This window comes from Paenirhodobacter populi, assembly GCF_004022215.1.
Taxonomy (GTDB): Bacteria; Pseudomonadota; Alphaproteobacteria; order Rhodobacterales; family Rhodobacteraceae; genus Rhodobacter; species Rhodobacter populi.
This window is the reverse complement of record NZ_SAUZ01000013.1, coordinates 1-24879: the sequence shown is the minus strand read 5'-3', so window position 1 is coordinate 24879 and position 24879 is coordinate 1. Positions and strand designations below refer to the sequence as shown.

At 64.2% G+C, this 24879-nt stretch carries 26 protein-coding genes and 2 pseudogenes; 9 read left to right on the top strand and 19 right to left on the bottom strand.

Annotated features, from left to right (window positions below):
• Positions 1–23: 23 nt before the first annotated feature.
• The gene (locus D2T30_RS11810; RefSeq protein ID WP_128209038.1) at positions 24–602 is read left to right on the top strand and encodes a biotin transporter BioY; all 579 of its coding nucleotides are present in this window, start codon (positions 24–26) and stop codon (positions 600–602) included.
• Positions 599–1657 (top strand): biotin synthase BioB, encoded by a 1059-nt coding sequence (bioB, locus tag D2T30_RS11805; protein WP_128209037.1) that lies wholly within the window; start codon positions 599–601, stop codon positions 1655–1657. Before D2T30_RS11810 ends, bioB begins: the two co-directional genes overlap by 4 nt.
• Here the strand turns inward: bioB and D2T30_RS11800 are convergent.
• The 11 genes from D2T30_RS11800 to D2T30_RS11750 all read right to left on the bottom strand — a co-directional run bounded on the left by D2T30_RS11800 (position 1593) and on the right by D2T30_RS11750 (position 13104).
• Positions 1593–2123: a hypothetical protein gene (locus tag D2T30_RS11800; protein WP_128209036.1), complete on the bottom strand. Its 531-nt coding sequence runs from the start codon at positions 2121–2123 to the stop codon at positions 1593–1595. The genes bioB and D2T30_RS11800 overlap by 65 nt on opposite strands.
• Positions 2124–2322: 199 nt before the next feature.
• On the bottom strand, positions 2323–2892 hold the full coding sequence (locus tag D2T30_RS11795; protein WP_241651255.1) for a histidine phosphatase family protein: 570 nt from the start codon (positions 2890–2892) through the stop codon (positions 2323–2325).
• Positions 2889–3965, bottom strand: coding sequence for an MBL fold metallo-hydrolase (locus D2T30_RS11790; RefSeq protein WP_128209034.1), 1077 nt, complete (start codon positions 3963–3965; stop codon positions 2889–2891). Before D2T30_RS11790 ends, D2T30_RS11795 begins: the two co-directional genes overlap by 4 nt.
• Entirely contained in the window at positions 3958–5034 is a 1077-nt protein-coding gene (locus tag D2T30_RS11785) for an ABC transporter ATP-binding protein (protein ID WP_128209033.1), read from the bottom strand. The genes D2T30_RS11790 and D2T30_RS11785 overlap by 8 nt, the downstream gene beginning before the upstream one ends.
• Positions 5022–6728 carry an ABC transporter permease gene (locus D2T30_RS11780; RefSeq protein ID WP_128209032.1) on the bottom strand — a complete coding sequence of 569 codons (1707 nt, stop codon included), beginning with the start codon at positions 6726–6728 and terminating at the stop codon, positions 5022–5024. The genes D2T30_RS11785 and D2T30_RS11780 overlap by 13 nt, the downstream gene beginning before the upstream one ends.
• Positions 6725–7696: an ABC transporter substrate-binding protein gene (locus D2T30_RS11775; protein WP_128209031.1), complete on the bottom strand. Its 972-nt coding sequence runs from the start codon at positions 7694–7696 to the stop codon at positions 6725–6727. The genes D2T30_RS11780 and D2T30_RS11775 overlap by 4 nt, the downstream gene beginning before the upstream one ends.
• 152 nt (positions 7697–7848) lie before the next feature.
• Entirely contained in the window at positions 7849–8937 is a 1089-nt protein-coding gene (locus D2T30_RS11770) for a sn-glycerol-3-phosphate import ATP-binding protein UgpC (protein ID WP_128209030.1), read from the bottom strand.
• Position 8938: 1 nt separating this feature from the next.
• Positions 8939–9781, bottom strand: a complete 843-nt coding sequence (ugpE, locus tag D2T30_RS11765) for a sn-glycerol-3-phosphate ABC transporter permease UgpE (RefSeq protein ID WP_128180106.1) — start codon at positions 9779–9781, stop codon at positions 8939–8941.
• Positions 9782–9785: 4 nt separating this feature from the next.
• Entirely contained in the window at positions 9786–10751 is a 966-nt protein-coding gene (locus D2T30_RS11760) for an ABC transporter permease subunit (RefSeq protein ID WP_128209029.1), read from the bottom strand.
• Between the two features lie 69 nt (positions 10752–10820).
• Complete coding sequence (locus D2T30_RS11755) at positions 10821–12119, bottom strand: extracellular solute-binding protein (protein WP_206612944.1); 1299 nt, start codon at positions 12117–12119, stop codon at positions 10821–10823.
• A 73-nt stretch (positions 12120–12192) separates the two neighbouring features.
• Positions 12193–13104, bottom strand: a complete 912-nt coding sequence (locus tag D2T30_RS11750; RefSeq protein ID WP_128209027.1) for a LysR family transcriptional regulator — start codon at positions 13102–13104, stop codon at positions 12193–12195.
• Positions 13105–13230: 126 nt separating this feature from the next.
• Here D2T30_RS11750 and D2T30_RS11745 point away from each other — a divergent pair, with 126 nt between their 5' ends.
• The 3 genes and pseudogenes from D2T30_RS11745 to D2T30_RS11735 form a co-directional block, all read left to right on the top strand.
• Positions 13231–13461, top strand: a complete 231-nt coding sequence (locus D2T30_RS11745; RefSeq protein ID WP_128209026.1) for a DUF1127 domain-containing protein — start codon at positions 13231–13233, stop codon at positions 13459–13461.
• A 201-nt stretch (positions 13462–13662) separates the two neighbouring features.
• Entirely contained in the window at positions 13663–14010 is a 348-nt protein-coding gene (locus D2T30_RS11740; protein ID WP_128209025.1) for a peptidase associated/transthyretin-like domain-containing protein, read from the top strand.
• A gap of 200 nt (positions 14011–14210) precedes the next feature.
• Positions 14211–14585, top strand: a pseudogene (locus D2T30_RS11735) (ferric reductase-like transmembrane domain-containing protein); the annotation flags it as partial.
• A gap of 87 nt (positions 14586–14672) precedes the next feature.
• On the opposite strand, the gene D2T30_RS11730 reads toward D2T30_RS11735, so the two are convergent.
• From D2T30_RS11730 to D2T30_RS11695, 8 genes are all read right to left on the bottom strand, one after another.
• The gene (locus tag D2T30_RS11730; RefSeq protein ID WP_128209023.1) at positions 14673–15386 is read right to left on the bottom strand and encodes an SDR family oxidoreductase; all 714 of its coding nucleotides are present in this window, start codon (positions 15384–15386) and stop codon (positions 14673–14675) included.
• Between the two features lie 71 nt (positions 15387–15457).
• Positions 15458–16204, bottom strand: coding sequence for a siderophore-interacting protein (locus D2T30_RS11725; protein ID WP_128180090.1), 747 nt, complete (start codon positions 16202–16204; stop codon positions 15458–15460).
• Positions 16205–16771 carry a PadR family transcriptional regulator gene (locus D2T30_RS11720; protein WP_206612943.1) on the bottom strand — a complete coding sequence of 189 codons (567 nt, stop codon included), beginning with the start codon at positions 16769–16771 and terminating at the stop codon, positions 16205–16207. It lies immediately after the preceding gene.
• A 91-nt stretch (positions 16772–16862) separates the two neighbouring features.
• Complete coding sequence (locus D2T30_RS11715) at positions 16863–17651, bottom strand: TniQ family protein (RefSeq protein ID WP_128209022.1); 789 nt, start codon at positions 17649–17651, stop codon at positions 16863–16865.
• A complete protein-coding gene (locus D2T30_RS11710) occupies positions 17648–18667 on the bottom strand; it encodes a TniB family NTP-binding protein (protein ID WP_164884292.1) in 1020 nt (339 codons plus the stop codon). Before D2T30_RS11710 ends, D2T30_RS11715 begins: the two co-directional genes overlap by 4 nt.
• Positions 18657–20828: a hypothetical protein gene (locus D2T30_RS11705; protein ID WP_128209020.1), complete on the bottom strand. Its 2172-nt coding sequence runs from the start codon at positions 20826–20828 to the stop codon at positions 18657–18659. Before D2T30_RS11705 ends, D2T30_RS11710 begins: the two co-directional genes overlap by 11 nt.
• Positions 20825–21520, bottom strand: a complete 696-nt coding sequence (locus D2T30_RS11700; protein WP_128209019.1) for a hypothetical protein — start codon at positions 21518–21520, stop codon at positions 20825–20827. The genes D2T30_RS11705 and D2T30_RS11700 overlap by 4 nt, the downstream gene beginning before the upstream one ends.
• Positions 21521–21686: 166 nt before the next feature.
• Complete coding sequence (locus D2T30_RS11695; protein ID WP_164884291.1) at positions 21687–21920, bottom strand: helix-turn-helix domain-containing protein; 234 nt, start codon at positions 21918–21920, stop codon at positions 21687–21689.
• Positions 21921–22479: 559 nt separating this feature from the next.
• Here D2T30_RS11695 and D2T30_RS24125 point away from each other — a divergent pair.
• The 4 genes and pseudogenes from D2T30_RS24125 to D2T30_RS11675 all read left to right on the top strand — a co-directional run.
• Positions 22480–22791, top strand: coding sequence for a hypothetical protein (locus D2T30_RS24125; protein WP_380729086.1), 312 nt, complete (start codon positions 22480–22482; stop codon positions 22789–22791).
• Positions 22792–22857: 66 nt separating this feature from the next.
• Positions 22858–23241 (top strand): hypothetical protein, encoded by a 384-nt coding sequence (locus D2T30_RS11685; RefSeq protein WP_128209017.1) that lies wholly within the window; start codon positions 22858–22860, stop codon positions 23239–23241.
• A 54-nt stretch (positions 23242–23295) separates the two neighbouring features.
• Positions 23296–23946 (top strand): RNA-directed DNA polymerase, encoded by a 651-nt coding sequence (locus D2T30_RS11680; RefSeq protein WP_128209016.1) that lies wholly within the window; start codon positions 23296–23298, stop codon positions 23944–23946.
• A 775-nt stretch (positions 23947–24721) separates the two neighbouring features.
• Positions 24722–24879 (top strand): annotated as a pseudogene (locus tag D2T30_RS11675) (IS5/IS1182 family transposase); the annotation flags it as partial.

Here is a 24879-nt window from a genome sequence, read left to right as displayed (position 1 = left end):
ATCTATAATATGAAGGTGACAAGATGAACCAGACGCCCACCCAGACGCTTGCCATATCCCGGCCGAGGCTTCTTTCCGCAGCGAAGACGGCGGGGGCCATCGTGCTCGGCGTCGCGCTGATCACGATTTGCGCCAAGGTCCGGGTGCCGTCCTGGCCGGTGCCGATGACGCTGCACACGCTGGCGGTGATGGGGATCGCGCTGGCCGCGGGGCCGCGGCTCGCCACGGCGACCTTCCTTGCCTATCTGGGCGCGGGGGCGGCGGGGCTGCCGGTCTTTTCCGGAACCCCGGAACGCGGCATCGGCCTCGCCTATATGGTCGGCCCGACCGGCGGCTATCTGCTTGGTTTCCTTGCCGCAAGCTGGCTGACCGGCACGCTGGCACGCGGACGCGGGATGGCGGGGCGGGTGCTTGCCATGCTGGCGGGGCTGGGCGTCACCTATGCGGCGGGGCTGGCATGGCTTGGCCTTTACGTCCCGGCGGGGCAGATCGTCACGCTCGGCTTCCTGCCCTTCATCCTCGGCGATCTGATCAACATCTCGATGGTCGCGCTCGGCGCCGCACTGATCCCTGCACGCCTGCGCGGCGAGGCCCGCAAATGAACCGCCCCGCGCAGATCGAGGCGCCGCGCACCGACTGGACCGAAGCCGAGGCGAAAATTATCTATGATCTTCCCCTTCCGGATCTGATGTTCCGCGCCCAGCAGGTCCATCGGCAGCATTTCGACCCGGCCGAGGTGGAAACCGCCACGCTCCTCTCCATCAAGACCGGCGGCTGCCCGGAGGATTGCGGCTATTGCTCGCAAAGCGCGCATTGGAAAACCGGCGTCAAAGCGACCAAACTGATGGAGGTGCAGCGCGTCCTGGCCGAGGCGCGCCGCGCCAAGGCCGGGGGCGCCACGCGCTTTTGCATGGGCGCGGCCTGGCGCAGCCCCAAGGACCGCGACATGGATACGGTCTGCGCGATGATTGCGGGGGTGAAGGCGCTTGGTCTTGAAACCTGCGTCACGCTCGGCATGCTGACGCCGCCGCAGGTGGACCGGCTGGCCGAGGCGGGGCTGGATTACTACAACCACAACATCGACACCTCCCGCGATTTCTACCCGGAAATCATCACCACCCGCACAATGGACGACCGGCTGGAAACGCTGGCCCATGTCCGCGCGGGCGGGATCAACGTCTGCTGCGGCGGCATCGTCGGCATGGGTGAAACGGTCGCGGACCGCATTTCCATGCTGGTGACGCTCGCCACGCTGGAACGGCATCCCGAAAGCGTGCCGCTCAACATGTGGAACGAGATCGAGGGCGCGCCGGTGATGGACAAGGCCCGCCCCGCCGACGCCATCGCCTTCGTCCGGCTGGTCGCGCTCGCCCGCATCCTGATGCCACAAAGCGTCGTGCGGCTGTCGGCCGGCCGCGACGCCATGAGCGACGAGATGCAGGCGATGTGCTTCCTCGCCGGCGCCAATTCCATCTTCACCGGCGATGTGCTGCTGACCACCGGCAATCCGGGGCGCGACCGCGATGCCGCGCTTCTGGCCCGGCTCGGCATGCGGGCGGCGCGGCTGCCCGAGCCGCCCGCCGAAGCGGCGCTTACGTCCTGCGATGGCGCAGATCCGCGATCTCCCGGTCGATGCAGGCCGCGGCGCGCCGGTTGATCACGGCGACAAGGATCAGAAAGGCGAGGGTCAGCCCGCCCGCGATGGTCGCGAAAGCGACGCCGCCGGACAGGAAGACCCCGCCGTAGATCAGCGCGAAGCCCGGCACCATCGGCCCGGCATACCACAGCCAGGCGGACCGCAGCAGGTCGCGTTCGCGCGCAAGGCGCCCTTCCAGATAGCCGGCATCGGCGGCGATGCCACCGCCCGCCGCGGCACGGCGGCTTTGCCGGAACAGGTGCCAGCCCGCCACGGCCACCCCAAGCGCCAGTACCGCGAACCCCACCGCGATCAGCATCTGGGCCGCCGAGCCGCCCTTCGCAAAGGTCCAGACCGCCATGACCAGAAAGAACAGCATCGCCGCCCCTCCGGCCAGATATTCGAACGCATTGCGCCGCCGCGTGGTCCGGGTGAGCTGACGGTCGCGCGCGCCGATCTCTTCACGTGTGATGGGTGCTGTCGTCATGGTTGCCTCCTTCCCCGACTCCTGCACAGCCCGACTCCTCCACAGATAGCGTCCGAAGCCATGATGGGAACCCCGAACGCCGGTTTCGGTCGCAACGTAAGCCAGTCGACACGCAGGCACCGCTTCTGGCCGTCGTTTTTCCCTAAATATCCCGGGGGTGAATTTGCGCGTCAGCGCAAAGAGGGGGCGGCGCCCCCTTTCACCCCATCCGCCCGCGCGCCGGCCCGTCGGTGAAAAGCCGCCCTTCACGCCAGCCCCCACCCACCGGCGCGAACAACAACGGCAGGGCGTTTTCCGCCGAAGGGCCGCCCGCCCCGCCCCCGGTCAACACCCGGGCCGCGCGGATCACGCCGGAATGCGCGACGATGACGGGCAGCGCAGCGCCGCTGCGCGCAACAGCCTGCGCGATCGCCCATTCCACCCGGTCGACCATCGCGGACCAGTCCTCCCAACCCTCGGCCGGGGCTTCGCGGTCGGGGCGTTCGGCAAGGGGTCTGCCCTCGAACCGGCCCCAGTCGCGTTCGCGCAGCCCGGCCAGCACCGTCACCCGCAACCCCGGAAAGGCCAGCGCGGCGGTTTCGCGGGCACGCTCCTGCGGGCTGGAAAAGACCGCGATCCTGCCGGGCCAGTCGAGGATCGCCAGCCCCGCCGCCGCCGCCCGTCCGCGCGCGGTCAGCCGTGCCTCGGTCCGGCCGGCGATGATGCCGTCGCGGTTGGCATCGGTCTCGCCATGGCGGATCAGGCAGAAGGCACGCCGGGGCAAAGTCACAACAGCCCCCATCCGTCCAGCAGCGGTGCGGCAGTGAAGCCCGGCTCGGAGAGGTAATCCGCCGGATCCTCGCAGAACAGCGGGGCAAAGCGGCGCGCCCGCAACTGCCGCACCATGGCGATCTGGTCGTGCAGCGGCGGATGCACGTTCCAGCGCCGGAACAGCCCACCCTCGGCGGCAATCGCCCGGGCGGGCGCGGTCATGTGTCCGGTGAACACCACCCGCGCATCACGGCCAAGCCGCCCCTGCCCCCGCCAGTCCCGCACCATCCGCGCGGCCATGCCGCCATCGGCATCCGGCGTATCGCAGATCAGATAGCGCGCCGCGGGATCGAAGGGCCGGTCGAGCAACGGCCGCAGATCACGCGCCCGCGGCGTCACCCCGTCCGAGGCGAGCGCCGCCCGCACCGCCTCCCGGCAGGTATCGTCAAGCGTGACCCCGCCGCGTGGCAACAGATGCAGCGCCAGCTCCCCGGCCCGGCCCGAGGGCGGCACGGGGAACAGCACCTGCACTTCGGGTCCGAGGGCATCCAAGGTAGCATCCAGCTCCGCCCGCCGCCGGTCCTGCGAAACGTCATCACGGCGATAGGAACAGTCGATCAGCGCGGTCCCCACCGTCACCTGCGGCATGTCGAAGGCGAACCACTGCGATTCCGCCGACCAGTCGCCTGAATAGAACAGCCCCTCGCCCAGATCGAACCACATCCAGATCCCGCCAAGCGCATGGCCGTCGCGCCCGGTGACAAGACGGATGCCGTCGATGACCGTCTCGCCCCGCTCGGGCAGAACCTGCACCCGCGCGCCGGGCGGCAGCGCCCGGGCCGTCTGCGCCGTGCAGCGGATCGGCAGACCGGCGCGCACCGCATGGACGGCCCCGCCGACATGATCGACGTGATCGTGGCTGATGAACACCGCATCGGCACCGTCGAGCCATTCGGGGCGAAAGGGCGCGTCGGCCTCCGGCCCCGAGCCGACATCCAGCAACCAGACATGCCGCCCGGTGCGCAGCCGGATGCAGGCCGGGCCCTTCGCGCCCAGACCCGAAAGGATCTCGAACCGCGCGGGATCAGGCATCGCACAGCTCCGCCCAGGGCCGGACCGGCGCATCGGGATCGCGGAAGGCCCAGGGATGGCGGATCCGCAGGCGCAGCAGCTCGCCCATCGCGGCGCGCTGCGGGCTGACGGTGACGATGGTCTCGGCCTCGGTCTCCAGCACCAGACGGAAGCGGCCGCCGATATAGCGCACCGCGCTGACGCGGGCGGTCAGCGGGCCGTCCGGGTCCGGCACGACATCCTCGGGGCGCAGGCACAGGTGGGTGGGGGCGGGATCGTCGCCGCGCGCCTCGATCCGCTGACCCAGAGCCTCGACCACCAGCCCCGCGCGCGTCAGCGGCCCCACCGCGCGGCAACCGATCACCGCCCCGTCGCCGACGAACCCGGCGACGAAACAGTCGCGCGGGCGGGCATAGAGCGTTTCCGGCGCGTCGAACTGCCGGATCCGGCCCTCGCGCATCACCGCCACGCGGTCGGCCAGCGCCAGCGCCTCGGTCTGGTCATGCGTCACGTAAAGCATCGTCGCCCCGGTGCGCCGATGGAAGGCCGCGAAAGCCTCCTGCATCGAGGCGCGCAGCGCGAGGTCGAGATTGGCCAAAGGCTCATCCAGCAAGACCGCCCCCGGTTCCGCCACCAGACAACGGGCCAGCGCGACGCGCTGCCGCTGCCCGCCCGAAAGCTGCGCGGGGAAGCGCGCGCCATAGGCGGAAAGGCCGGTCAGCTCCAGCGCCTCGGCCACGCGGCGGGCGCGTTCGGCCCCCGATATGCCGCGCACCTCCAGTGGAAAGGCGACATTGCCCGCCACGGTCATATGCGGCCAGAGCGCGTAGGACTGGAACACGATGCCGATGTTGCGGTCCTCGGGCGGGACGAAGGCCGTGGCGGAGGCCAGCACCCGTTGGCCCAGCCGGATCTCGCCGCCCGTCGGGGCCTCGAACCCCGCGGCCAGACGCAAGAGCGTGGTCTTGCCGCAGCCCGACGGCCCCAGCAGCGCCACGAATTCGCCGGACCCGATCCGGGCGTCGATGTCGTTCAGCGCCGTGGTTCCCTCGAACCGTTTCGACACGCCGGAAAAGATCAGTTCTGCCACGGGACCACTCCTTTCGGCAGGCGGGCAGCACCGATCTGCACGCAGCCCATCAGCGCGATGACCAGCACCACGATCGACATCGCAAGGGCCGAGGCCATCACCGTCTCGCCGCTGTCTTCGAGGTTGAAGATGACGACGCCAAGCGTTTCCGTCCCCGAGGACCAGAGCAGCGCCGAGACGGTCAGTTCATTCACCGCCGTGAGAAACACGAGGATCGCCCCCGCCGCCGCCGAGGGCGCGGCGAGCGGCAGCACGATCCGCCACAGCCTGCGGCCAAGGCGGGCGCCGGCGCTGGCCGCCGCTTCCTCCATCGCCGGGTCGAGCTGGCCGATCGCCGCCTGCACCGGGCGCAGCATCACCACAAGGAACCGCGCCAGATAGGCGATCAGGATGATCCACAGCGTGCCATAGAGCGTGATCCCGGTGAAGGGGATGCGCATGAAGGCAAGGATGCAGGCGATCGCCAGCACCACCCCGGGCAGCGCATAGGGCAGATCGACCAGCGTATCGACCGCGCGGGTCCAGATCGTGGGGCGGCGGCTCATCACCCACGCCAGAGGCAGCGCCACCGCCATCAGGATGACCGAGGCAAGCCCCGCCAGCAGCAGCGAATTGGCATAGGCGCGCCGGGTGACGGGCTGGCGCAACAGCACCTCGTTCCAGGCGTCGAACGTCGCGCTGCCAAACGTCAGGGGCACGCCGTATGCGGGCACCAGCGAGGTCGCCAGCAGCGCCAGCAGCGGCAGCACGAGGATCAGGAAGATGAAGGCCCAAAGCCCCGCCTCGACCCATATCCGCGCCGAGCCGAGCGCCAGCGCCAGCGGCCGCCCCGACAGGCCCACAAGGCCTAGCGAGCGACGCGACAGCATCAGACGGCTGAGCAGCACACCCGCGATGGCGACGGCACCGATCAGCAGCGCCAGCACCGCCACCTCGGGCAGGACCGAAGGCCCCATGCCGGTCAGCCGCTGATAGATCAGCGTCGGCAGCGTGGAATAGCGCGCCGGAATCCCCAGCATCGCCGGAATGCCGAAATTGCCAAGCGCGGTGACGAAGGTCATCGCCGCCCCGGCGGCAAGGCTCGGCAGGCTCAGCGGCAGCACGATCCGCCCCCAGACGCGCCAGCCGCGCGCTCCGGACATGCGGGCCGCCTCGACCAGATCGGCGGGGATCATGCGCAGACCGGCGCGCAGCGTCAGGAACACGATGGCCGCATGCTGGATGCCCAGCAGCAGCGCGATCCCCCCGGCCGAGCGCAGCGGCTGCGGGCTGCCCATCGGCGGCGCGATCCCCAGCGTCTTGAGCAGCACCGAGGACGGCCCCATCATCTGCATCCACGCCAGCGCGGTGATCTGCGGCGGGATCATCATCGGGATCATCAGGCAAAAGACCAGCGCCGCCTTGGCCCGGATATCGGTCAGCGCCACGACGAAGGCGAAGGCCGCGCCGATCAGCACCGAAATCACCGTTCCGCCGCCCGCCGTGACCAGCGAATGCCACAGCGCGATGCGGGTGCTGTTGCGGCCCATCACCTCGCCGACATGGGCGAAGGTCAGCCCCTCGCCATAGCCCAGCCCCTCGGCCAGCAGCCGCAGGATCGGGCCAAGCGCGATCAGCGCGACCGGCAGCAAAAGCAATGAGATCAGCCGGTCCGGAGACCGGCCAACCCCTGTTCGGGCAACCGCTGACGTCATTGGATGCCGAAGATGTCCGAGAAGCGTTGCAGGTTCACCTGGGTATCGGCGAGCGTCTTCGCCGCGTCGAAGGGCATCAGCTTGAGGCTGTCGCGGGCGGGGAAGCCCTCGGGGCTGGCGACGCCGTTGCGGGCCGGGATGTAGCCCATCTTGACGACGACATCCTGCCCCTGTTCGGACAGCACGAAATCGACGAACTTCTGCGCCGCCTCGATGTTGCGCGCGCCTTTCAGGATGGCGACGGGCTCGGTCACATAGGTCACGCCTTCCTTCGGGAAGACGAAGTCGATGGGCGAGCCGTCCGCCTTGGCGCGCAGCGCCATGTAGTCCACCAGCACGCCATAGGGCTTTTCACCCGAGGCGACGGCCTTGAACACCGCGCCATTGCCGCCATCGGCCTGCGTGCCGTTCTTCGCCAGATCCTCGTAGTAACCCCAACCGAGGTCGGGGTCCGCGGTCAGCGTCGCCATATGGATCAGCGCCGCCCCGGAATAGAGCGGCGAGGGCATCGCCACGAGGTTCTTGTATTCCGGCTTCGCCAGATCCGCCCAGGAGGCGGGCTTTTCCGTCACGCCGGTGTTGTAGGCGATGCCCGTGGTGATCAGCTTGGTCGAGTAGTAATATCCCTCGGCGCTATACAGTGCCGGGTCGTAGGCCGCCGCCTCGGGCGAAGGATAGGCGGCAAGGTCGCCCTGCTGCGCCAGCCCTTCCAGCGTCACGGTGTCCGAGATCAGCAGAACATCGGGCTGCGCCGCGCCGGCCTTGATCTCGGCCGCGAGGCGCGCCATCAGCTTGGTGGTGCCGTCGCGCACCCAGTTGACCTCGATACCCGGATTGGCAGCCTTGAAGGCGTCGACGGTCTGTTGCGCATCCTCGTTCGGCTGCGACGTATACAGCGTGAGCGTTTCCGCCGCGGCCGCGAAGGGCAGCATCACCGGCAGAACAAGGGCAAGAGCGAAACGTGACATCGGTCACTCCTTTCGGGAATCCTGTGTTTCGTGCGAAAGCCTCTGCCTCCGACATGCGGGCTGCCTACGCCGCCGCCGTTACAGCTTCATGACAATCGGAAGGGTCAAAGCGACGGAGTCGCCACCAGCATGTCATGATCCGGCCCCGTCGATCAGGCCATCACCCCCGCACCCGTCCGCGCGGCGGCGGTGTCGCCGATGCGCCGCCCGGTTCCGACGTCGAAGAAGTGCAGCGCCGGGCCGGCGGGGGCGATGGTCATGGTTTCGCTCAGCGGATGCGCGGGCGACAGGGCCAGCGTCAGCCCCTGCCCCGAGACATGGCCGTGGACCAGCCGCTGCGCGCCCAGCTCCTCGACCAGATCGACGCGGAACAGCAGGCCCGAGGGCGCGGGATGCAGATCCTCGGCCCGGATGCCCAGAACGGCCGGGCCACCGATCCCCTGCACCGGCGCGGCCAGCGTGATCGCCTGATCGCCGATCACCACCCGGTTGCCCGACACCTCGGCGTCGATCAGGTTCATCGCCGGCGAGCCGATGAAGCTCGCCACGAAGGTCGAGGCGGGATGGTGATAGATGTCGAGCGGCGTGCCCACCTGCTCGATCCGCCCGCCGTTCAGCACCACCAGCCGGTCGGCCAGCGTCATCGCCTCAAGCTGGTCATGCGTGACGTAGATCGAGGTCGTGCCCAGCCGTTTCTGCAGGCGCCGGATCTCGCCCCGCATCGACACGCGCAGCTTGGCGTCGAGGTTGGACAGCGGCTCGTCGAACAGGAAGGCGGCGGGCTGGCGCACGATGGCGCGCCCCATCGCCACGCGCTGACGCTGCCCGCCCGACAGCGCGCGGGGCTTGCGGTCCAGATAGGGGCCGAGTTCGAGCATCCGGGCCGCCTCGGCCACGCGGGCCTCGATCACGTCGCGGGGCGTCTTGCGGTTCTTCAGCCCGTAGGCCATGTTCTCGCGCACCGTCATATGCGGGTAAAGCGCGTAGTTCTGGAACACCATGGCGATGTCGCGGTCCGCCGGTTCCAGGTCGTTCACCCGCCGCCCTGCGATGCGGATCTCGCCCTCGGTGATGTCCTCAAGCCCCGCGACCATGCGCAGAAGCGTCGATTTCCCGCAGCCCGAAGGCCCGACCAGCACGATGAATTCGCCATCCGCGATGGTCAGGTCGATGCCGGTGACCGACCGGCCCGCCGCCCCGGGATAGATCTTGGAAACGCCGGTGATGTCGATGGAAGCCATGTCACTTGTCGCTTTCGGTTAGACCCTTGATGAACCAGCTCTGGAAGACCACGACCATCACGACCGGCGGCAACAGCGCCAGAACGGCAAGCGCGAAGGCCTCGTTGTAGTCGGGGATCTGCGAGCCGATCCACACCTGCAGGATCTGCTTGATGCCGCGCATCAGGGTGAAGAAACGTTCGTCCGTCGTCATCAGCATCGGCCACAGATACTGGTTCCAGCCATAGACGAACATGATGATGAAGATCGCCGCGATCATCGTGCGCGACAGCGGGATCAGCACGTCGATGAAGAACCGCACCGGCCCCGCGCCGTCGATCCGCGCGGCCTCCAGCAATTCGTCCGGCACGGATTTGAAGAACTGGCGGAAATAGAACGTGCCCGTGGCCGAGGCCAGAAGCGGCACGATCAGCCCGGTGTAGGTGTTCAGCAGGCCAAGCCCCGACATCACCTGATAGGAGGGCATGATCCGGACCTCCAGCGGCAGGAGCAGCGTGGTGAAGATCACCCAGAACATCACGGTGGCGAAGCGGAAGCGGAAATACACCAGCGCATAGGCCGCCAGCATCGAGAACACGATCTTGCCCACCGCGAAGCCCAGCCCGAGGATGACGGAGTTCATCATCATCCGCGTGCCCGTGACCTGCCCGGTAAAGCCGCCCTGCCGGGTCAGCACGGTTTCATAGGTCTCGAACCCATGGCCTCCGGGCAGCAGGCTCAGCCCGTTCGCATGGATGTCGGCCGCGGTATGGGTCGAGGTCATCACCGCGATCGCGATCGGCGACACCATGAACAGCGTGCCGAGGATCAGGATCAGGTGGTCGAAGGGTTTCATCCGGTTCATCGCATCATCCGTAATGCACGCGCCGCTCGATGTAGCGGAACTGGAACAGCGTCAGCACCAGCACCACCGCCATCAGGATCACCGACTGCGCCGAGGACCCGCCGATGTCATTGCCGCGGAACCCGTCCAGATAGACCTTGTAGACCAGCGTGATCGGGTTGTTGGCGGGCTTGTCCTTCACCATCACGTCGATCAGCGCGAAGGTGTCGAACAGCGCGTAGGTGATGTTGATGATCATCAGGAAGAAGGCCGTCGGCGCCAGCAGCGGCAGGATCACCGTGCGGAACCGGCGCAGCCCGTTGCGGCAGTCGATCAGCGCCGCCTCGCGCACCGCCGAGGGGATCGCCTGCAACCCCGACAGCACGAAGATGAAATTGTAGGGGATCTGCAGCCAGACCGCGACGACGATCATCGCGAAGGCCGTGTCCCAGTAGCTCAGCCCGACCTGCATGTTCCAGCCGAACAGCGCCGCGAACCGCACGATCGAGCCGATATGCTGGTCGAACAGCATCATCCCGATCAGCCCGGCGACAGGCGGCGCGATCGCATAGACGGCGATCAGCGCGGTGCGATAGGCGGGCCTGCCGCGGATCACCTTGTCCGCCTTGACCGCCAGCAGCATGCCGATCGCCAGCGACAGCACCGTCACGATCACGGTGAACATCACCGTGAAACCGGCGATGCGGATATATTCGGACGATCCCACCGCATCGGCGTAATTGTCCAGCCCGACGAAGGTGGCGCCAAAGCCGAACGGATCCTCGATGTAGAAGGACGAGATGACGGCCTGCGCCGAGGGCCAGTAGAAGAAGGTCGCGACCACCGCAAGCTGCGGCGCCAGAAGCAGCCAGGGCAGCAGCGGTCGGCGGAACTGCACGCGCTTCGCGGCCTCGGGCGGGGCGGCCAGCCGGGCGCGAAGGCGCGCGATGCCGCTCGGGGAAGTCTGAAGGGAGGTGGAGGGAACGGACATGGGCGGGCGCCTCGCGGAATGGCGAAGGCCGGGCCCGCGTCGCGGACCCGGCTTGCATGGGACCGGCGATCAGCCGGAGGTCTTGGCGAACCGCGCCAGCAGGTCGTTGCCCTCGGTCTCGATCGCCTTGAAGGCATCCTCGACCGTGGTTTCGCCCGAGAAGATCTTGTTGAACTCGCGTTCCTCGACCACCCGGATCTGCGGATAGAAGCCCAGCCGGTAGCCCTTCGACCATTCGCCCTGCGGCAGCATCAGCTGCTTGATGCCGACTTCGGCCTGCGGATGCTTTTCATACCAGCCATCGGCCTTGGCGGCCTCGTAGGCGGCGGTGGTGATGGCGACATAGCCCGTCTGTTCGTGGTAGAACTTCTGGATATCCGTCGAGGTCAGGAAGTTGAAGAAATCGGCGGTGCATTTGTTCTGCTCGGCCGGATGCCCCGACATGGCGAAGAGCGAGGCGCCGCCGATGAAGCTCGACTTGTTGCCGTCCTTCGCATCCGCGTCATAGGGCAGGAAATCGGCCGAGAAAGGCATCGTCGCGGTCTGCGACAGCCCGCCGAACGAGCCCGAGGACCCGATCCACAGCGCCACCTTGCCTTCCTCGAAGGGCTTCTGGTTGTCGTTCCAGCCGGCGCCGTAATAGCCGAAATACCCCTTGTCGTGCCAGTCCTTGAGCTTCTGGAAGAAGGCGACCAGCTCGGGATTCGTCGCGTTCAGCGTCGTGCCCTGAAAGCTGTCGTAGCCGTTGTTGTTCGACGCCATCTGGATGTTGTTGCGCGAGAAGAAGTTCTCGAAGAACATCCAGGTCAGCTGCGAGGCGGTCATGCCGATATAGCCCGCCTCCTTCAGCTTCGGGGCGATCTTCTCGAAATCCTGCCAGGTCTTCGGCGGCTCGACCCCGGCCTTCTGCATCGCCTCTTCGTTGACATACATGATCGGCGCCGAGGAATTGAACGGCATGCCGATGAACTTGCCGTCGGCATCGGCGTAGAAATAGCGCACGCCGTTGATGAAGGCGTCGCGGTCCAGCTTGTGGCCGTTCTGCGACAGGATATCCTCGGCCGGGATGGTCGCGCCTTTGGCGTTGATGATCGTCGCCGCGCCGGCATCGAAGACCTGCAGGATATTGGGCTGTTCCTTGGAGCGGAAGGCCGCGATGCCCGAGGCCAGCGCCTCTTCATAGGTGCCCTTGGACACCGGCGTGATCGCGCAGGCCGATTGCGATTCGTTGAATTTCTGCGCGACCTGGTTGATCACCTGTTCGTTCGCGCCGCCCATGCCGTGCCACCACGTGATCTGGGTCGGCGCCGCGTTCAGCGCCGTGCCGCCGAGCGTCAGCGCCCCGGCGACCAGAAGGATGTTGCGCATCAGAAGCTCCTGTCGGTTGACTTGCTGCGCGGAACCTCTGCGGAAAATGTAACAGTCCTGTGGCGGACGGGTTTCAGTCCGGTGAATATGCGGGCACCCGGCGGGCGGGCGCCTCGGGGCGCGGCTGCGGGTCGGGCGTGGCGTAGGCGCGGCGGATTTCGGCGCGCAGCGCCTCGATCGCCTCGCCGGTCATGCTGGTGCGGTCGTAGAAGCAGATGACCGAATGGCCGAGGTCGGGCAGACCCGAGGCGGGGCCGAGTTCCTCGCACCCCGCGATGCCGGTGCCTTCCAGCCGCGTCGTCACCGCCATGCCCGCCGCCACCGTCGCGTCGATCACCGCGTCGCTGTCCCCGTCAAGGGCGTTTTCGGCGATGATCCCGGCGGCCTCCAGCGCCTCGAAGGCAACGGCGCGAAAGGCGCAGGTCTTGCCAAGCGCGATCCGCAGCGGCCTGTCGGGCCGCACCACCGTCCCCGGCGCGCCCAGCCACACCAGCCGGCGCAGGCCCAGCGCCACCCCCTGCGGGCCGGGACGCTGTTCCGTCGTCAGGATCATGTCGAGCGATCCGTCCGCGAACCCTTCGAGCAATGCCACGCTGTTCGCCACCGTCAGCACGATCCGCAGACGCGGCCAACCCAGCGTCATCAACCGCAGGATCGCCGGGATCTGCGGCGAAACGATGTCATGCGGCACGCCAAGGCGCAGGTCCTGCAACCCCTCCGCCGCGCCGATGGAACACAGCGCCTCGTCGTTCAGCCGCAGCATCCGGCGCCCGTAATCCACGATCCGCTCGCCCTGCACGCTCAGCTCCATCCGCCGCTGCGCGCGGTTGAACAGCGGCTGGCCGAGCGATTCCTCCAGCCGCCGGATCTGCATCGAAACGGCGGATTGCGTCAGGTTCAGGATCTGCGCGGCGCGGGTCACGCTGCCGCTTTCGGCGACGGTGACGACGGCGCGCAGGGCTGTCAGGTCGAGTGTGCGGGGCATTATCACGATCCTTGATTATGACCCGCACAATCTTTGGTTATGAGAATGGGTTCGTCAAGGGTATATCAGGATCCGTGGAAACAACCCCCGTAATATCACGGGATGACGTGACGAAAGGAGCCACAAATGATCCGTGAATATGCTTTCTCCGGTATCCGGCTGGTCCGCCGTCCGGTTTCGATCCTGCGCCGGATCGTGGCGCTCAGGGCGCTGCGCCGGCAACGGCTCAGCCTCGCGCAGCTTGATGCGCATCTGCTCGACGACATCGGCGTCGAATGGTCCGAGGCCAAGGCCGAGGCCGCCCGCCGCCTGTGGGATGCGCCCCAGCACTGGTTCGACCGCGGCGGGCGGTATTGACCCCTGCCCTCACGAAAGATTTAGCGCCGGATCGGCCGTGAGCGTTGCGATGATCGCCCGGGGGTGGGACTGTTGGTCACCCCCGCAGGGATCATCAATACCGGAGACAAGCGATGCGACCGATCACAGCCGCCGCGATGGCCTTGTCCCTCTTGCAGATGACATCCTTCCCGGCGCTGGCTGAAACCCGGCGCGCCGCTGGTGCAGAACCTCGGCACCGGCTGGCAGGTCTCGGGCGTGGAGCGCGAAGCCGGAAGCTGCGCGCCCATTCCCGGCATCCGGGTGCAGGTCTGGTCCGCGACCGGCCGCGGCGGCGAGCGGGAGCCGTCGAACCACGGCTCGGTCATGACCGATGCGAACGGGCGCTATGTCATGCAGATCTCGGAAATCCGTCCGATGGGCGGGCAGCTTCATATCCATGTCGCCTATGACGATCCCGGCTACGAAAGGCTGTTCCTGCGGCCGGTTCTGGGCCGTGGGGACCGCAAGGCGATGACGGTCGGTTTCGTGCTTCAGCCTACGACCGGCGGCAATGCCCAACAAAGCTGACCGCCTGCCCCGACGGATGGTGATCCCCGTGCTGGTGCTGGCCGCCGTGGCCTTCGGGCTGGCCGCGGCCTCGCCGCTGCAACGCGGGCGCGAGGCGGTCTGGATCTTCGGCGGGCTTACGGGCACGGCGGCGCTGGCGCTGCTGGCGGTGCGGCCCTTACCGGTCAGCGGCGTGGGCGACCCGCGCCGGGCGTCGGCGACACCGCTGGCTGGGTGCGGCGATCCTTGCGCTGGCGCTCGCCCATGTCGCCGGGCTCTGGCTCTACAGCCCCGAGGACATCACCGACGCCCTGCTGCTGCGGGCGCTGACGACGTTTTCGGCATGGGGCGTCGCGGGGTTTGCCGGGCTGCTGGCGGCGGGCATCGTGTCCACGTTGCGGCGCCAGATCCCGCCCCGCATCTGGCGGCCGCTGCATCTTGGCCTCGCCGTCGCCAGCGCCCTGTGCGCCGTGATCCACGCATGGTTGATCTTCGGCGTGATCGAGCCGAACAACAAGGCGCTGCTCTGTCTCGTCATCCTCGCATCGCTTGCCGTCGGCGCCAGTTCGGGCCTGCGGCTGCTGCGCCGGTCCTGACATCCCGCTCACTTGTAGGCCGTCGTTTTTCCATGAATATCCCCGGCGAACGCGCGGCCCGTGGCCGCGCCGGGAGGGGGCTGGCCCCTACTGCACCAGCGTCAGCCCACCATCCACGGTGACGGTCTGCCCGGTGACAAAACCGCAGCGCATCAGGAACAGATAGGCCGTGGCCACCTCGGCCGGATCGGCGGTGCGGCCAAGCGGGATCTGCGTGGCGAAACGGGTGCGGATCTCCTCGACCTCCGCCGGGCTCATCCCGCGCCACAGGGGCGTCGGCGTCCAGGTGGGCGCCACGGCATTGGCGCGCACCTTCGGCGCCAGTTCGACCGCCAGCCCGCGCACCAGGGTCGAGATCCCCTCGTTACCGATGATCGCGCCCGAGGCGTTGTCCGGCCGTCCGCCCGACCCCGCTGTCAGCGTCAGGCTGCCGCCCTGTGCCAGATGCGGGGCCAGAACGCGCGCGATCTGCAGATTGGCAAAGAACTTCTCCTCGATCGCCTGCCGGATGGTGGCCATGTCGGCGGACAGGAACCCGCCCCCCATCGCCCCGCCGATCATCGACACGGCGTGATCGACCGGCCCGGTGCGCGTCAGCAATGCCTCGAGCGCGGCGGGATCGGTCGCATCGAGCCCCTCGGCCAGATGCGCCCCAAGCTCCGCCCCGACGCGGGCGGCCTTGGCGCCGTCGCGCCCGGCGATCACCAGCCGCGCGCCCTCGGCCGCCGCCTGACGTGCGATTTCAAGCCCGAAGCCGGAGCTGCCGCCAAGGATCAGAACCGTCTTGCCGTTCAGGGTCATGTGATGCCTCTTTGAAAACACTCCGGGGGGGAACGCGCGTTGCGAGAGGGGCCAAAGGCCCCGCCGCGATCTCAGTCGATCAGCTTGTCATGGGCGTCGGCCTGCCCCTGCACCCAGTAGCCCGAGGCCTTGACCCACTCCCGCGGATGGCCGCGTTCGGTCAGGAAATGCGCGCGCAGGGTGCGCGCGACCGAGGCCTCCGCCGCGATCCAGATGAACCCCCGGCCTTCCGGCAGGTCAAGCCCCGCCGCCGCCGCAAGCGCCGCCGTCGGATCCGCCGCCGCTTCGGCGGGCCGGTGGAGCCAGCGCGCCTCATGCGCGGCGCGGGTGGCGAAGGATTGTTCCTCCTCCGCCCCGGTCACCAGACCGAGCGTGGTGACGCGGGTGCCCTCGGGCATCTCCTCGACCCAGCGGCCCATCGCGGGCAGCGCGGTTTCATCGCCGATCAGCAGCCACCAGTCGAACACCTGCGCCACCACCGCCGAACCGCGCGGACCGCCGATTTCCAGCCCGTCGCCGGGTCGGGCGTCGATCGCCCATTGCGTGGCGGGGCCAGCCTCATGCACGGCAAAGTCGATGGTCAGCCGCCGCGCCGCCCGGTCAAGGGCGCGCGGGGTATAATCGCGCATCTCGGGCTTGTCGGTGCCGGTGGGGAAGAACAGCTTGATATGGTCGTCGGGCGCAAGGCTCTGGAAATCGGCAAGTTCCTCGCCCTCCAGCACGATGCGGATCATGTGCGGGGTCAGCCAGCTCTTTTCCGCCACCGTCAGGTGACGCCGCCGGATGTCAAAGCGGTGGCGGGTGATGATCTGTTCCATTCAGTCCTCCTTGGTCCCGGCACGGGCGCGGATGGCCTGTGCCGCCGTGTTCAGAATCGCCGCGATCTCCGCCCGTGCGCCGGCATCGGCATCACCGTGGCGCAGCGCCGAAACCAGCGCGGATTTCACCGCCTGCATCCCGGCGCGGACCGGATCGGCATCCTCTTCGATGCTGCTCCAGTCGCGCGACAGCAGCGCATCGACACGGTCCCGGTTGGCGGCCAGAAAGGCCATCCCCTCGGGCGTGATGCGATGCGATTTGCGCCCGGCCTCGGTCTCGGTCGTGACGAAGCCCATGTCGTCGAGCCAGGCGAGTGTCGGATAGATCACGCCGGGGCTGGGAATGTAGCGGCCCTGCGTGCGTTCCTCGATGATGCGCATCAGTTCGTAGCCGTGCCGCGGCTCGTCGGCGATCAGCGCGAGGATGAACAGGCGCAGCGCGCCATAGTCGAACGGCCCCCGGCCGCGCCGGGCGCCCTTCGGGTGCAGGTGATCCCCGCGGCCTTCGCCGGGGGCATGGTCCGGCCTGTGCGGACGGCCGTGATCCTTGTCGTGCATATGTCTCATGCGGCCAATCTAAATCACGATATATCGGAATTAAAGATATATCGGAAAATATTTATCACCGCCGCCTTGCGCTGAACCGGGCAGAGATCACTCACGCCGGGCGTGTGGAGCAGGTGTTCGTCCAGATTTCCCGCAGGAGAGGTTCAACGCCAGTGGTCGTGGCCGCAAGGTGCTGGAAAGCTGCCCCGGTTGCGATGGCGAGCTGCCCGTCTTCAAGCTGCCGAGGTGCTGTCGCGCCACCGAAGCATAGCGCAATCCCGACTTTTTCACAGAACTGCGCGACCACGCTGATTTCCAGATCGTCAAACCAGTAGTCCGTTCTCTGGCCCGCCAGACGATGCAGCAGCCAAGATTCAAAACCGTGTTGTCGAACGGTGGCGGCACCTGCATTTTGTCGGATGCTCTCCAAACTCCGTTCGACGACCGGCGCGAAGTCCAAGGCGTGGCGCGGCGCGGGCAGCGACATGATCGGTGTTCCGTGGCGTGGACAGGTCCGAAACTGGGTCAACTGCCAGTAGGATCGACCATATCGTCCGAGAGCGCCCTCGCGATCATCGTCTTCCAGAATGCAATGTGGGCACAATCGTATTTCGCGCCGATTCACCATCGGCCGGTCAAGAAGGTGACCTCGAAAGCTGAACTGACCTTCCGACCGCGGAGCACAAGAATCGCGCAGCAGAACGGTGCTGTCTGTATCGATAATGTCTGCGAAATGTTGGATCGCTGCTGGCTGACCACGGCGGAAAAGAGGCCAATTGATCCCCAAATCGAGCAAGCAGTCGGCGATGCTGGGAATGCAAAGCCTCATGGTGATACGCAATGCGAGGCTGATTGCAGACTCGAACGGTTTCGGCGACATGCCAAACGCAAAACTGCTCATTTCCGGCGTCCCTTTGATATGGGGGCCGGATGGTCCTCTTCCGTTGTACGGCCCAACAGAAGCAGGCGGGGGTTGATGGTTGTAGAATCCTCTCGCAGGAATGGGTTGAAATCTGGCGCGCAACCGGAGCGTAGGGCAAAGCCCTGAACAAAGCAGGAGAGGTCAATGGCTGATCTTCCGGTACGCAGGGCGCTTTCGACGGCGAAGCGAAGCAGTTCGACCGTCAACCCGAACTCTCCGTCCCCAGCATAGATCAAACGCCTGACGAATGACTTGTCTTTCAGATTCGGCCCAACCTCCAGACCGGCAGCCTCCGCGTAGCCGGTAACCATCTTCACGATCGGGGTGATGTCCAGTGCAGGGTCGAACTTGGTGAACTGGACAGGCGTGAAGCGCCGGGCCAGTTGCGGGTCCATGTTAATCAGATTGCGAAGTTGGGGCATCCCGCTGAGGACAATGCTCACCGGCCAGTCGGGATTCTGCATCAGCGCCTTGAGCGTGTTGATCATCGACTGCATCTCTCGCGCATTCTGGTTGATGTAGAAGTCCTGGGCCTCGTCGAAATGCAGCACCAGCGTCTGTCGCAGCCGCAGATTGCTGTGGACCAGAGCCCAGATGATGGCCGTGGTTCGGTCTCGTCGCAGCGGATAACCAAGCACATTCAGGCAAGCGAGACCCACGAACTTGACGCTGGCGGGAGACGGGAGGCTGAGGCTTACCGCATCTGCCCTCTGGATCCCCGGCCGCACGGTTTGCAGGTCCGGGTAGGTTGCAAGCAACCGCCTTACGGCCATTGTCTTCCCGGACCCGGAATCTCCGATAATGGCGATTCCGCGCGCTTCGTTCTGGCTTCCGAGCTTCAGATCGGCGCGACGCCGATTCAGTAATGTCGTGAAGCTCTCCTGCAAGTCTCGGTAGTGGCGGTGCGCAAAGAAACGTGCACGAAGCCGAGCCAAGGCGAGGTCGATGTCCTGAACGTCTGGGCGGGCGGCAGCAGGAACCGTGTTACTCATCATCGAACCCCCATTCACTTGCATCGACTTCGGGAGAGGATGAGGGGGACGTCTCAGGGATCGGCGCCGTATCTTTTTCGGGTTTTGTCCCAGGATCGCTGTCATCCGGTGGGAGTTCTATCCGCTGGCCAATAAAGGCCTTGGCCGGGGTCGTGAGGATTGCCGGCCCGCTCCGAAAGCTGGTGCCATTGAAGAGGTTGGCTTGTACGGCTCTGATTTGCTGATGGGATGGCTCGCCCGGCAGAACATTCGCGCGGATGCGGGCAGCCTTGTCTATTGCACAGATTTCCTCGATCGCCCGGGCTCTGATCGACTCCGTCAGCTCTGCCTCATGCGCGTAGCGCTGTTTGATAGTCCTGAATTTCTCGGTCCACTCGGCGAGGGAAACCCCGAACAGCGGAGTCGCCGAAACAGCTTCCGCCGTTTCCCACCGGCCGTTGAGCTCGACGGAGATGGCACCGATATCGGCCGGATCCGCCTTGACGCGGAGAGGGCTGCACCTGCCCTTGACCCAAAGTTGGCGTAAGGCCTCGCAGGTGTAATGTTGGGAAAAAAGCTCGATCCCCTTTTTCGAGGGCCTACGGATGAACTCCACGCCCAAGGCCGCACGCAGAGTGTGGATATCGGCAGGTTCACTTACGGCAAACTGATCTTCCAATTCGCGCCAGCGATTGGCTGGTGACTGCCCGTTGAGGCCACGATGGGGACGGTTATGGTAGTGGTCGATGACGTATAGCGACAGAACCCGCGTCAGATCTTCGTCATCCAGAGCCGACCGCGCCTCGGTTGGGTAGTCGCCTCGGGCAACCGGGTTGGGAAACGTCCGACCAGACAGGTATGGTGTCATGTTATTGCTGAGGTTCCCAAAAGAGCGCTCTTCATGTGCCCGAAGCTCAGGAATCGCGACCGGCGGAAATAGCATGGTCGCTCCGATGCTGTTCACGGCCGCCATGAACGCATCCGAATTGAAGGCTGAACCGGTATCCGCGCAGACGGTCGAGAAACCGGCGCAAAAGGACCAGGGGCTTTTGGCACCGATGGCACGGGCATAGTCGGTCTTGTCAACCGATGCCATGCGGAGCGCGCGCATCGCGGCCTCGGCACTTGGCCGTTCCGCCACAAGAAGCGCCAGGATGCAACGGGTGGCGCAGTCGATGATCGCGTAGAGATAGCGGCGGCCTTGGGGAATTTTCTCGCGAAGCTCTGGTGGCAGCGCCCGCATCACTCCCAGACGCGCGAAATAGGTCCAGAGGTCCACCCACCACTCATCGATTTCGATGCGCTCACCGGGGAACTGCGCCATCTGCTGAATTCCGAGGCCGCTTGTGGCGAATTTTTTCCGTGCCGCGTCGATACCTTCGCGAAGGGCGGTCATTTCGAACCGATCGAGCCTTGCGATGCGCCGCTCGATGGTTCGGAGACTGGGAATGGTGAGGGCGGACTGACCATTGTCGAGTCGGGTCTGGCTCACGCGTAGAATCATTTGCTGTGTGTTGTTGGCCACGGTTCTGGCGTCGCTTCCCCCCTCCTTGCCAAATTCCCTGACGCTCTGCCCCAGCAGTTCCTCAACCTCGGGCTCAAAATGGCTGCGGGCTTTGCCAAACTGTGTTTTGCGAACAAGAACGCGAAGATCGAAGTTGGCGCGGACGAATTTGCGGTAGACCCGCCGGATGGACCGTGTGGATGGTGCCTGAGGAAGCTGGACCTGATCGCCGAACCGGGGCTGGCGGCCGGGGATTTGCTGGTTGACGTAGGCCTCGGCGAGGCGTGGCAGTATCTTGCCCAATGCCTCTTCCAGCCCCTGGTCAGTGAACTTCAGCTCTCCCTTCGCTTCAAGATCATGCAAGCCATGCAGCACTCGCGCCATGAACGTGACCTTTGCCCGTTCCTTCGGGGCTAAATGTGTCAGGTCCAAGGGAAGCATGGTCGCCCCGGCGCGAACCGCCGGGGCCGGGGTGTAACGCCAGCGACCCTCGGCGCGCAGGGCCGCGACATCTTCCCAAGTGAAGTGTTCGACGACCTCTGGCTGGTCGAGCCGCCGCAGCATGGTGCCGTGATAATCGGCCCCCTCTGGCGAATAGGCGATTTCCCCGATTTTTATAGTCGAGCTTGGCCGCAAGGACCGTATGATCGGGCGTGACGTCGGGACGGAGTGGAAGGTCATGCCGCCCTCGCTTTCACAAGCGTATGCTGGTTGATCAGGCCGTCGGTCAGCACCTCCAACTGTCCGCGAAACGCCGCACGGAATGCGGCGCGATAGCCGCGTCCTGCCAACCCGGTCAGCATGGCAAAGTCGCGCATTCTCACGATGCCATGGGTCGAGGTGATTGCGCGCGTGACAGCATCATCGGCCTCGACATCGGGGCGTTTGCTGAACTCGATGTAGCGCAGGGCATTCTGGGCCTGAGCGCGCGTGAAGTCCTGATCGGTGACAAGGATCAGGTCGTCCGCGAGATCAGACGGCAGATATCGTTTCACAGCCGCCAGCACCTCTCGGAATTTCGGAGTTACTTTTGCGGCGGGCTTAACAGCGATGGCCAGTTTCCGGCCATCATCGAGCACGACCAGAAGGTCGATATGATGGGTGCCGGGTTTGCCCATCGCATCGACGAAAGGCACCTCGAACGGCTGTTCGATCAGATCGATAAAACTCTGCAACGTGGCTGCCATCTGAATCGTCAGAAGTTCCAGAAGGCTCTCGAACTGGACGCGGAAGCGGTGGCCGTCCTGCCTTCTGGTGATGACTGTCCAGCCCCGGCAACTGAACCGGGAGCGCATCGGAACCCGGCGTGTGGCGCGGGACATGAGAGGAAGGGTGACGCCGGAGGAAACCTCCGCGCCTTGAATGCGTGTCATTCTGCTTCTCCAAGATGTTCAATGCTGTTCGCAGGCGAGCATTCGCCTGCGTTTGCTCTTGACTTGCGCTTGGGGAAAATGGATCAATGACCTAAGAAAAGGGGTGGATCGTTGATCTTCCTCGAAGGGCTCAGGAATTGCAGTTCCTGAGCCTTTTCGTTTTCCCTCACGGATTTTGGGACTGGTCTTCACCTCCTTCGTGCTTCTGGATTTCCTCAGGGTCGATCCCCGCATGGGCGGCGATGGCGACGGTGATCTTTCTGGATTTATGTCGCCCTTTTGCTGCGTGGGTCACCGCGGAAGGAGTAACGCCAAGTTCCCGGGCAATCCTGGCAAAGGACGATCCACGCTCGTGCAGACGTGCTTTCAGCCATTCGTGTCCATTGGTCAGGGTCAGCACAGCATCCCTCCAGGTGATTCGCTTTCAGCGATTGGCACCGATTCGCGATCAAATCAATATATGGCTTTTGGGATATTGGGATTTTTGCGGGAGATACTCCCTGAAAATCGGGGTCAATTCGCACGCACATGTAAACAAACGATTTATTGTTTACACTTGAATGCAGGCGGAGGCCGGGATCATTCTGGCTTATGCTTGCAAACACCATATCCAGTACGCGAGCATGAATGATATCAAATCCGATAGCACATCCGATAGCATCGCAATTCATTAATTTTATTGTGCCCGAGACCCAACTGAAAGCTGAACCATCATGCTGCCCCGATCGGAAATACCTGCGGTTCGGGCGAAAATGGCGCGCGCGCAGGGCTCGGGATCTGATCTGGTGCGCATCTGTTTCCGACCGCCGGGATATGGCATAGCGGGTCTCGGTCAGGAGACTCCCTAAGCGAAGACAGCCATGACGTACTGGTAGACCGCCGATCCTCACTTCGGGCATGAGAGTGTCATCGCCAACGCCCGCAGACCGTCCCGCGACACGAACCACATGAATTCGGTGATGATCGAACGTCTCTGGGAGAAGGTCGGGGCGGAAGATGACCTTTGGTTCATCGGCGACTTCGCCTTCGGGCCGAAGGCCAAAGAAGAGAGTTGGTTGAGGACGATCTTCGGTCAGCTTCCCGGCGCGCGGCGGCATCTGGTGGTCGGCAACCATGACGGGGCACCGACGCAGGCTCTGCCTTGGGACAGCGTGTCATGGTTGGTAGAAGTGAACGACCCCATCTCGGATATCGCAACATGGGGCGCAGACCCATCGAAACTATCATGTCATTCGTTAGCCAAGAAGGTTAAGAAGACACCTGATCACTAAGGGGTACCTCCCAAAGGAATTTCCTCCCCCTTTCAGCACTGTTCTTTTACGGATAAAATAGCTGGGGTGGAAGCACGCTGGAAGGCGCATGAGGCTGGCTTAAGCCAGCAGCAAAAAAGAAATTACCTACCAGTAAGCCGTTACGCGAGATTTGATATGGCACGCAAAGGACATTCACGTCGCATGCTTGCCATTCCAAACCCGGTTAATCAGTTTTTACTAACGAAGGTGCTCGCAGAACATCAGGGCGAGTTCGAAACCATTTTTGCGAGTTCTAGTATCAGCTTAACTCCGGCTGCGATTACAGCTGACGGAGGGAGGCCTGTGCAGCTGGAGAAGCTGTCGGTGCTATCAGAAAAGCGTATCCAAGCTTACGCGACCGCACGAGCTATTCTACAGACTGACGTTTTAAGCTTTTATCATGCGATTTATATGCATTCGATTCCCTAGGCTTTACATGGCAAGAGAGCGGCGAAGAGGAACCGAAGTACCATCGATCCCGCCGTGTTTGGAAACTTTATTGATGCGCTAATGCGATCGTGTCAGGATGGGCAAACGATAGGTATTCCGGTCGGTCCTGATACATCTCGCATTATCTCTGAATTCATTCTCTGTGCGGTTGAACAGCAGGTTGGGCAATCGAACTTTGCTAAGCTAACGGCCGACTACCATTACATGGATGACTTCTTTCTCTGTTTTTCTTCTCATGTAGATGCAGAGGCATTTCTCGCTGCGTTACGAGACGCAATACTTGCCTTCGACTTACAACTAAATGCGTCTAAGACACGAATTATCAATGCTCTAGAGTTCAACGAAGAGCGATGGCCCGGCGACATCACACAGCTTCGAATTCGGGCGCGATCGCACAACCAACGCCGTGACCTGATGCGGTTTTTCAGTGAGTCGATAAGACTTGCGAAATCGTGGCCAGATGAAAGCATTTCTTCATTTTCTATTCGAAAGCCCTCTAGGGTTTTGATTGAGAAAGCGAACTGGGACATTTATGAACCGTTCCTTCTTCGAATCGCTCGAGAGAACTCGAACTGCCTAGACTCAGTTGTAAAGATTATTTGCACCTATGCTGCGGCTGGCTACCCAATCGGCGCGAGAGTTAAGGAATTTTCCGAAGCCATGATCGAAGAGCATGCGCCATAAAATCATCATTACGAAGTCGCGTGGACCCTTTGGTTCTGTCGATCACTATCAATTAAGTTGGGTGAGAGGGCAACGGAACTAGCGGCACGCGTTGAAAACAGTGTTTGTGGCTGTTTATTCCTTATGATGCGCAGTCGATCGTTGCTGTCTGGACGCGGCAATATTTCGGAGTGGATCGGGAATATTACATCCGAAGACCTCCAAGGTGAACATTGGATGCTCATATATGAAGCAGGTACACGGAAGTCTTGGAAAATTCTTGGAGCGGAAGCTGCCGTCGCCACTGACCCATATTTCAGTGCGCTTCGAGATCAGAGGGTCTCATTCTTCGATGCGTCAGCAAGCAACCTTGCGGTAGATCTCCCTAAGATAAACAGTTTGTTAGAGGCTGCGCTAAATGGGCGTCGATCTGCCACACTCAATGGCAACATCTTATTCGAGTCCAATGTTCCGAGAACTGTCGCAAGTTCCAAACGCTTGGCGAAGACTACGGAGAGGATAGCGATCCGTGGGAAAGCAGGCTTGATATTTTTGATCCTGATCTTGATGATTTTGAAGAGGATATCTGACGAGCAATTTTATGTTTTACGCAACATATTTTCGTAACTATCCGACGCAGGCTGAGGTCATCTCTCAACGCAGCATTCGCTGAGGTATCCTGCGACTATGCGCTTGCAAGTGCCTTACCTGTCGGATCGCATGAACGGCAGTTATGGGCCGAGGGTGTGTCAAAACCCGTTGGCACGCTATGCTTTCTCGGTAGCGGGAGATCAGCATGGCCGGTTTCATCGAGGGCGTTCAGCGCGGCCAGACGGTGCTTTTCCCCGAGCGGCTGGAAGACTGGATCGGTGAGGATGATCTTGTTCGCGTCGTTGACCTGTTCGTCGATGAGCTTGATCTGTCTGGCCTCGGTTTCGTGCGGTCGATCTCCGC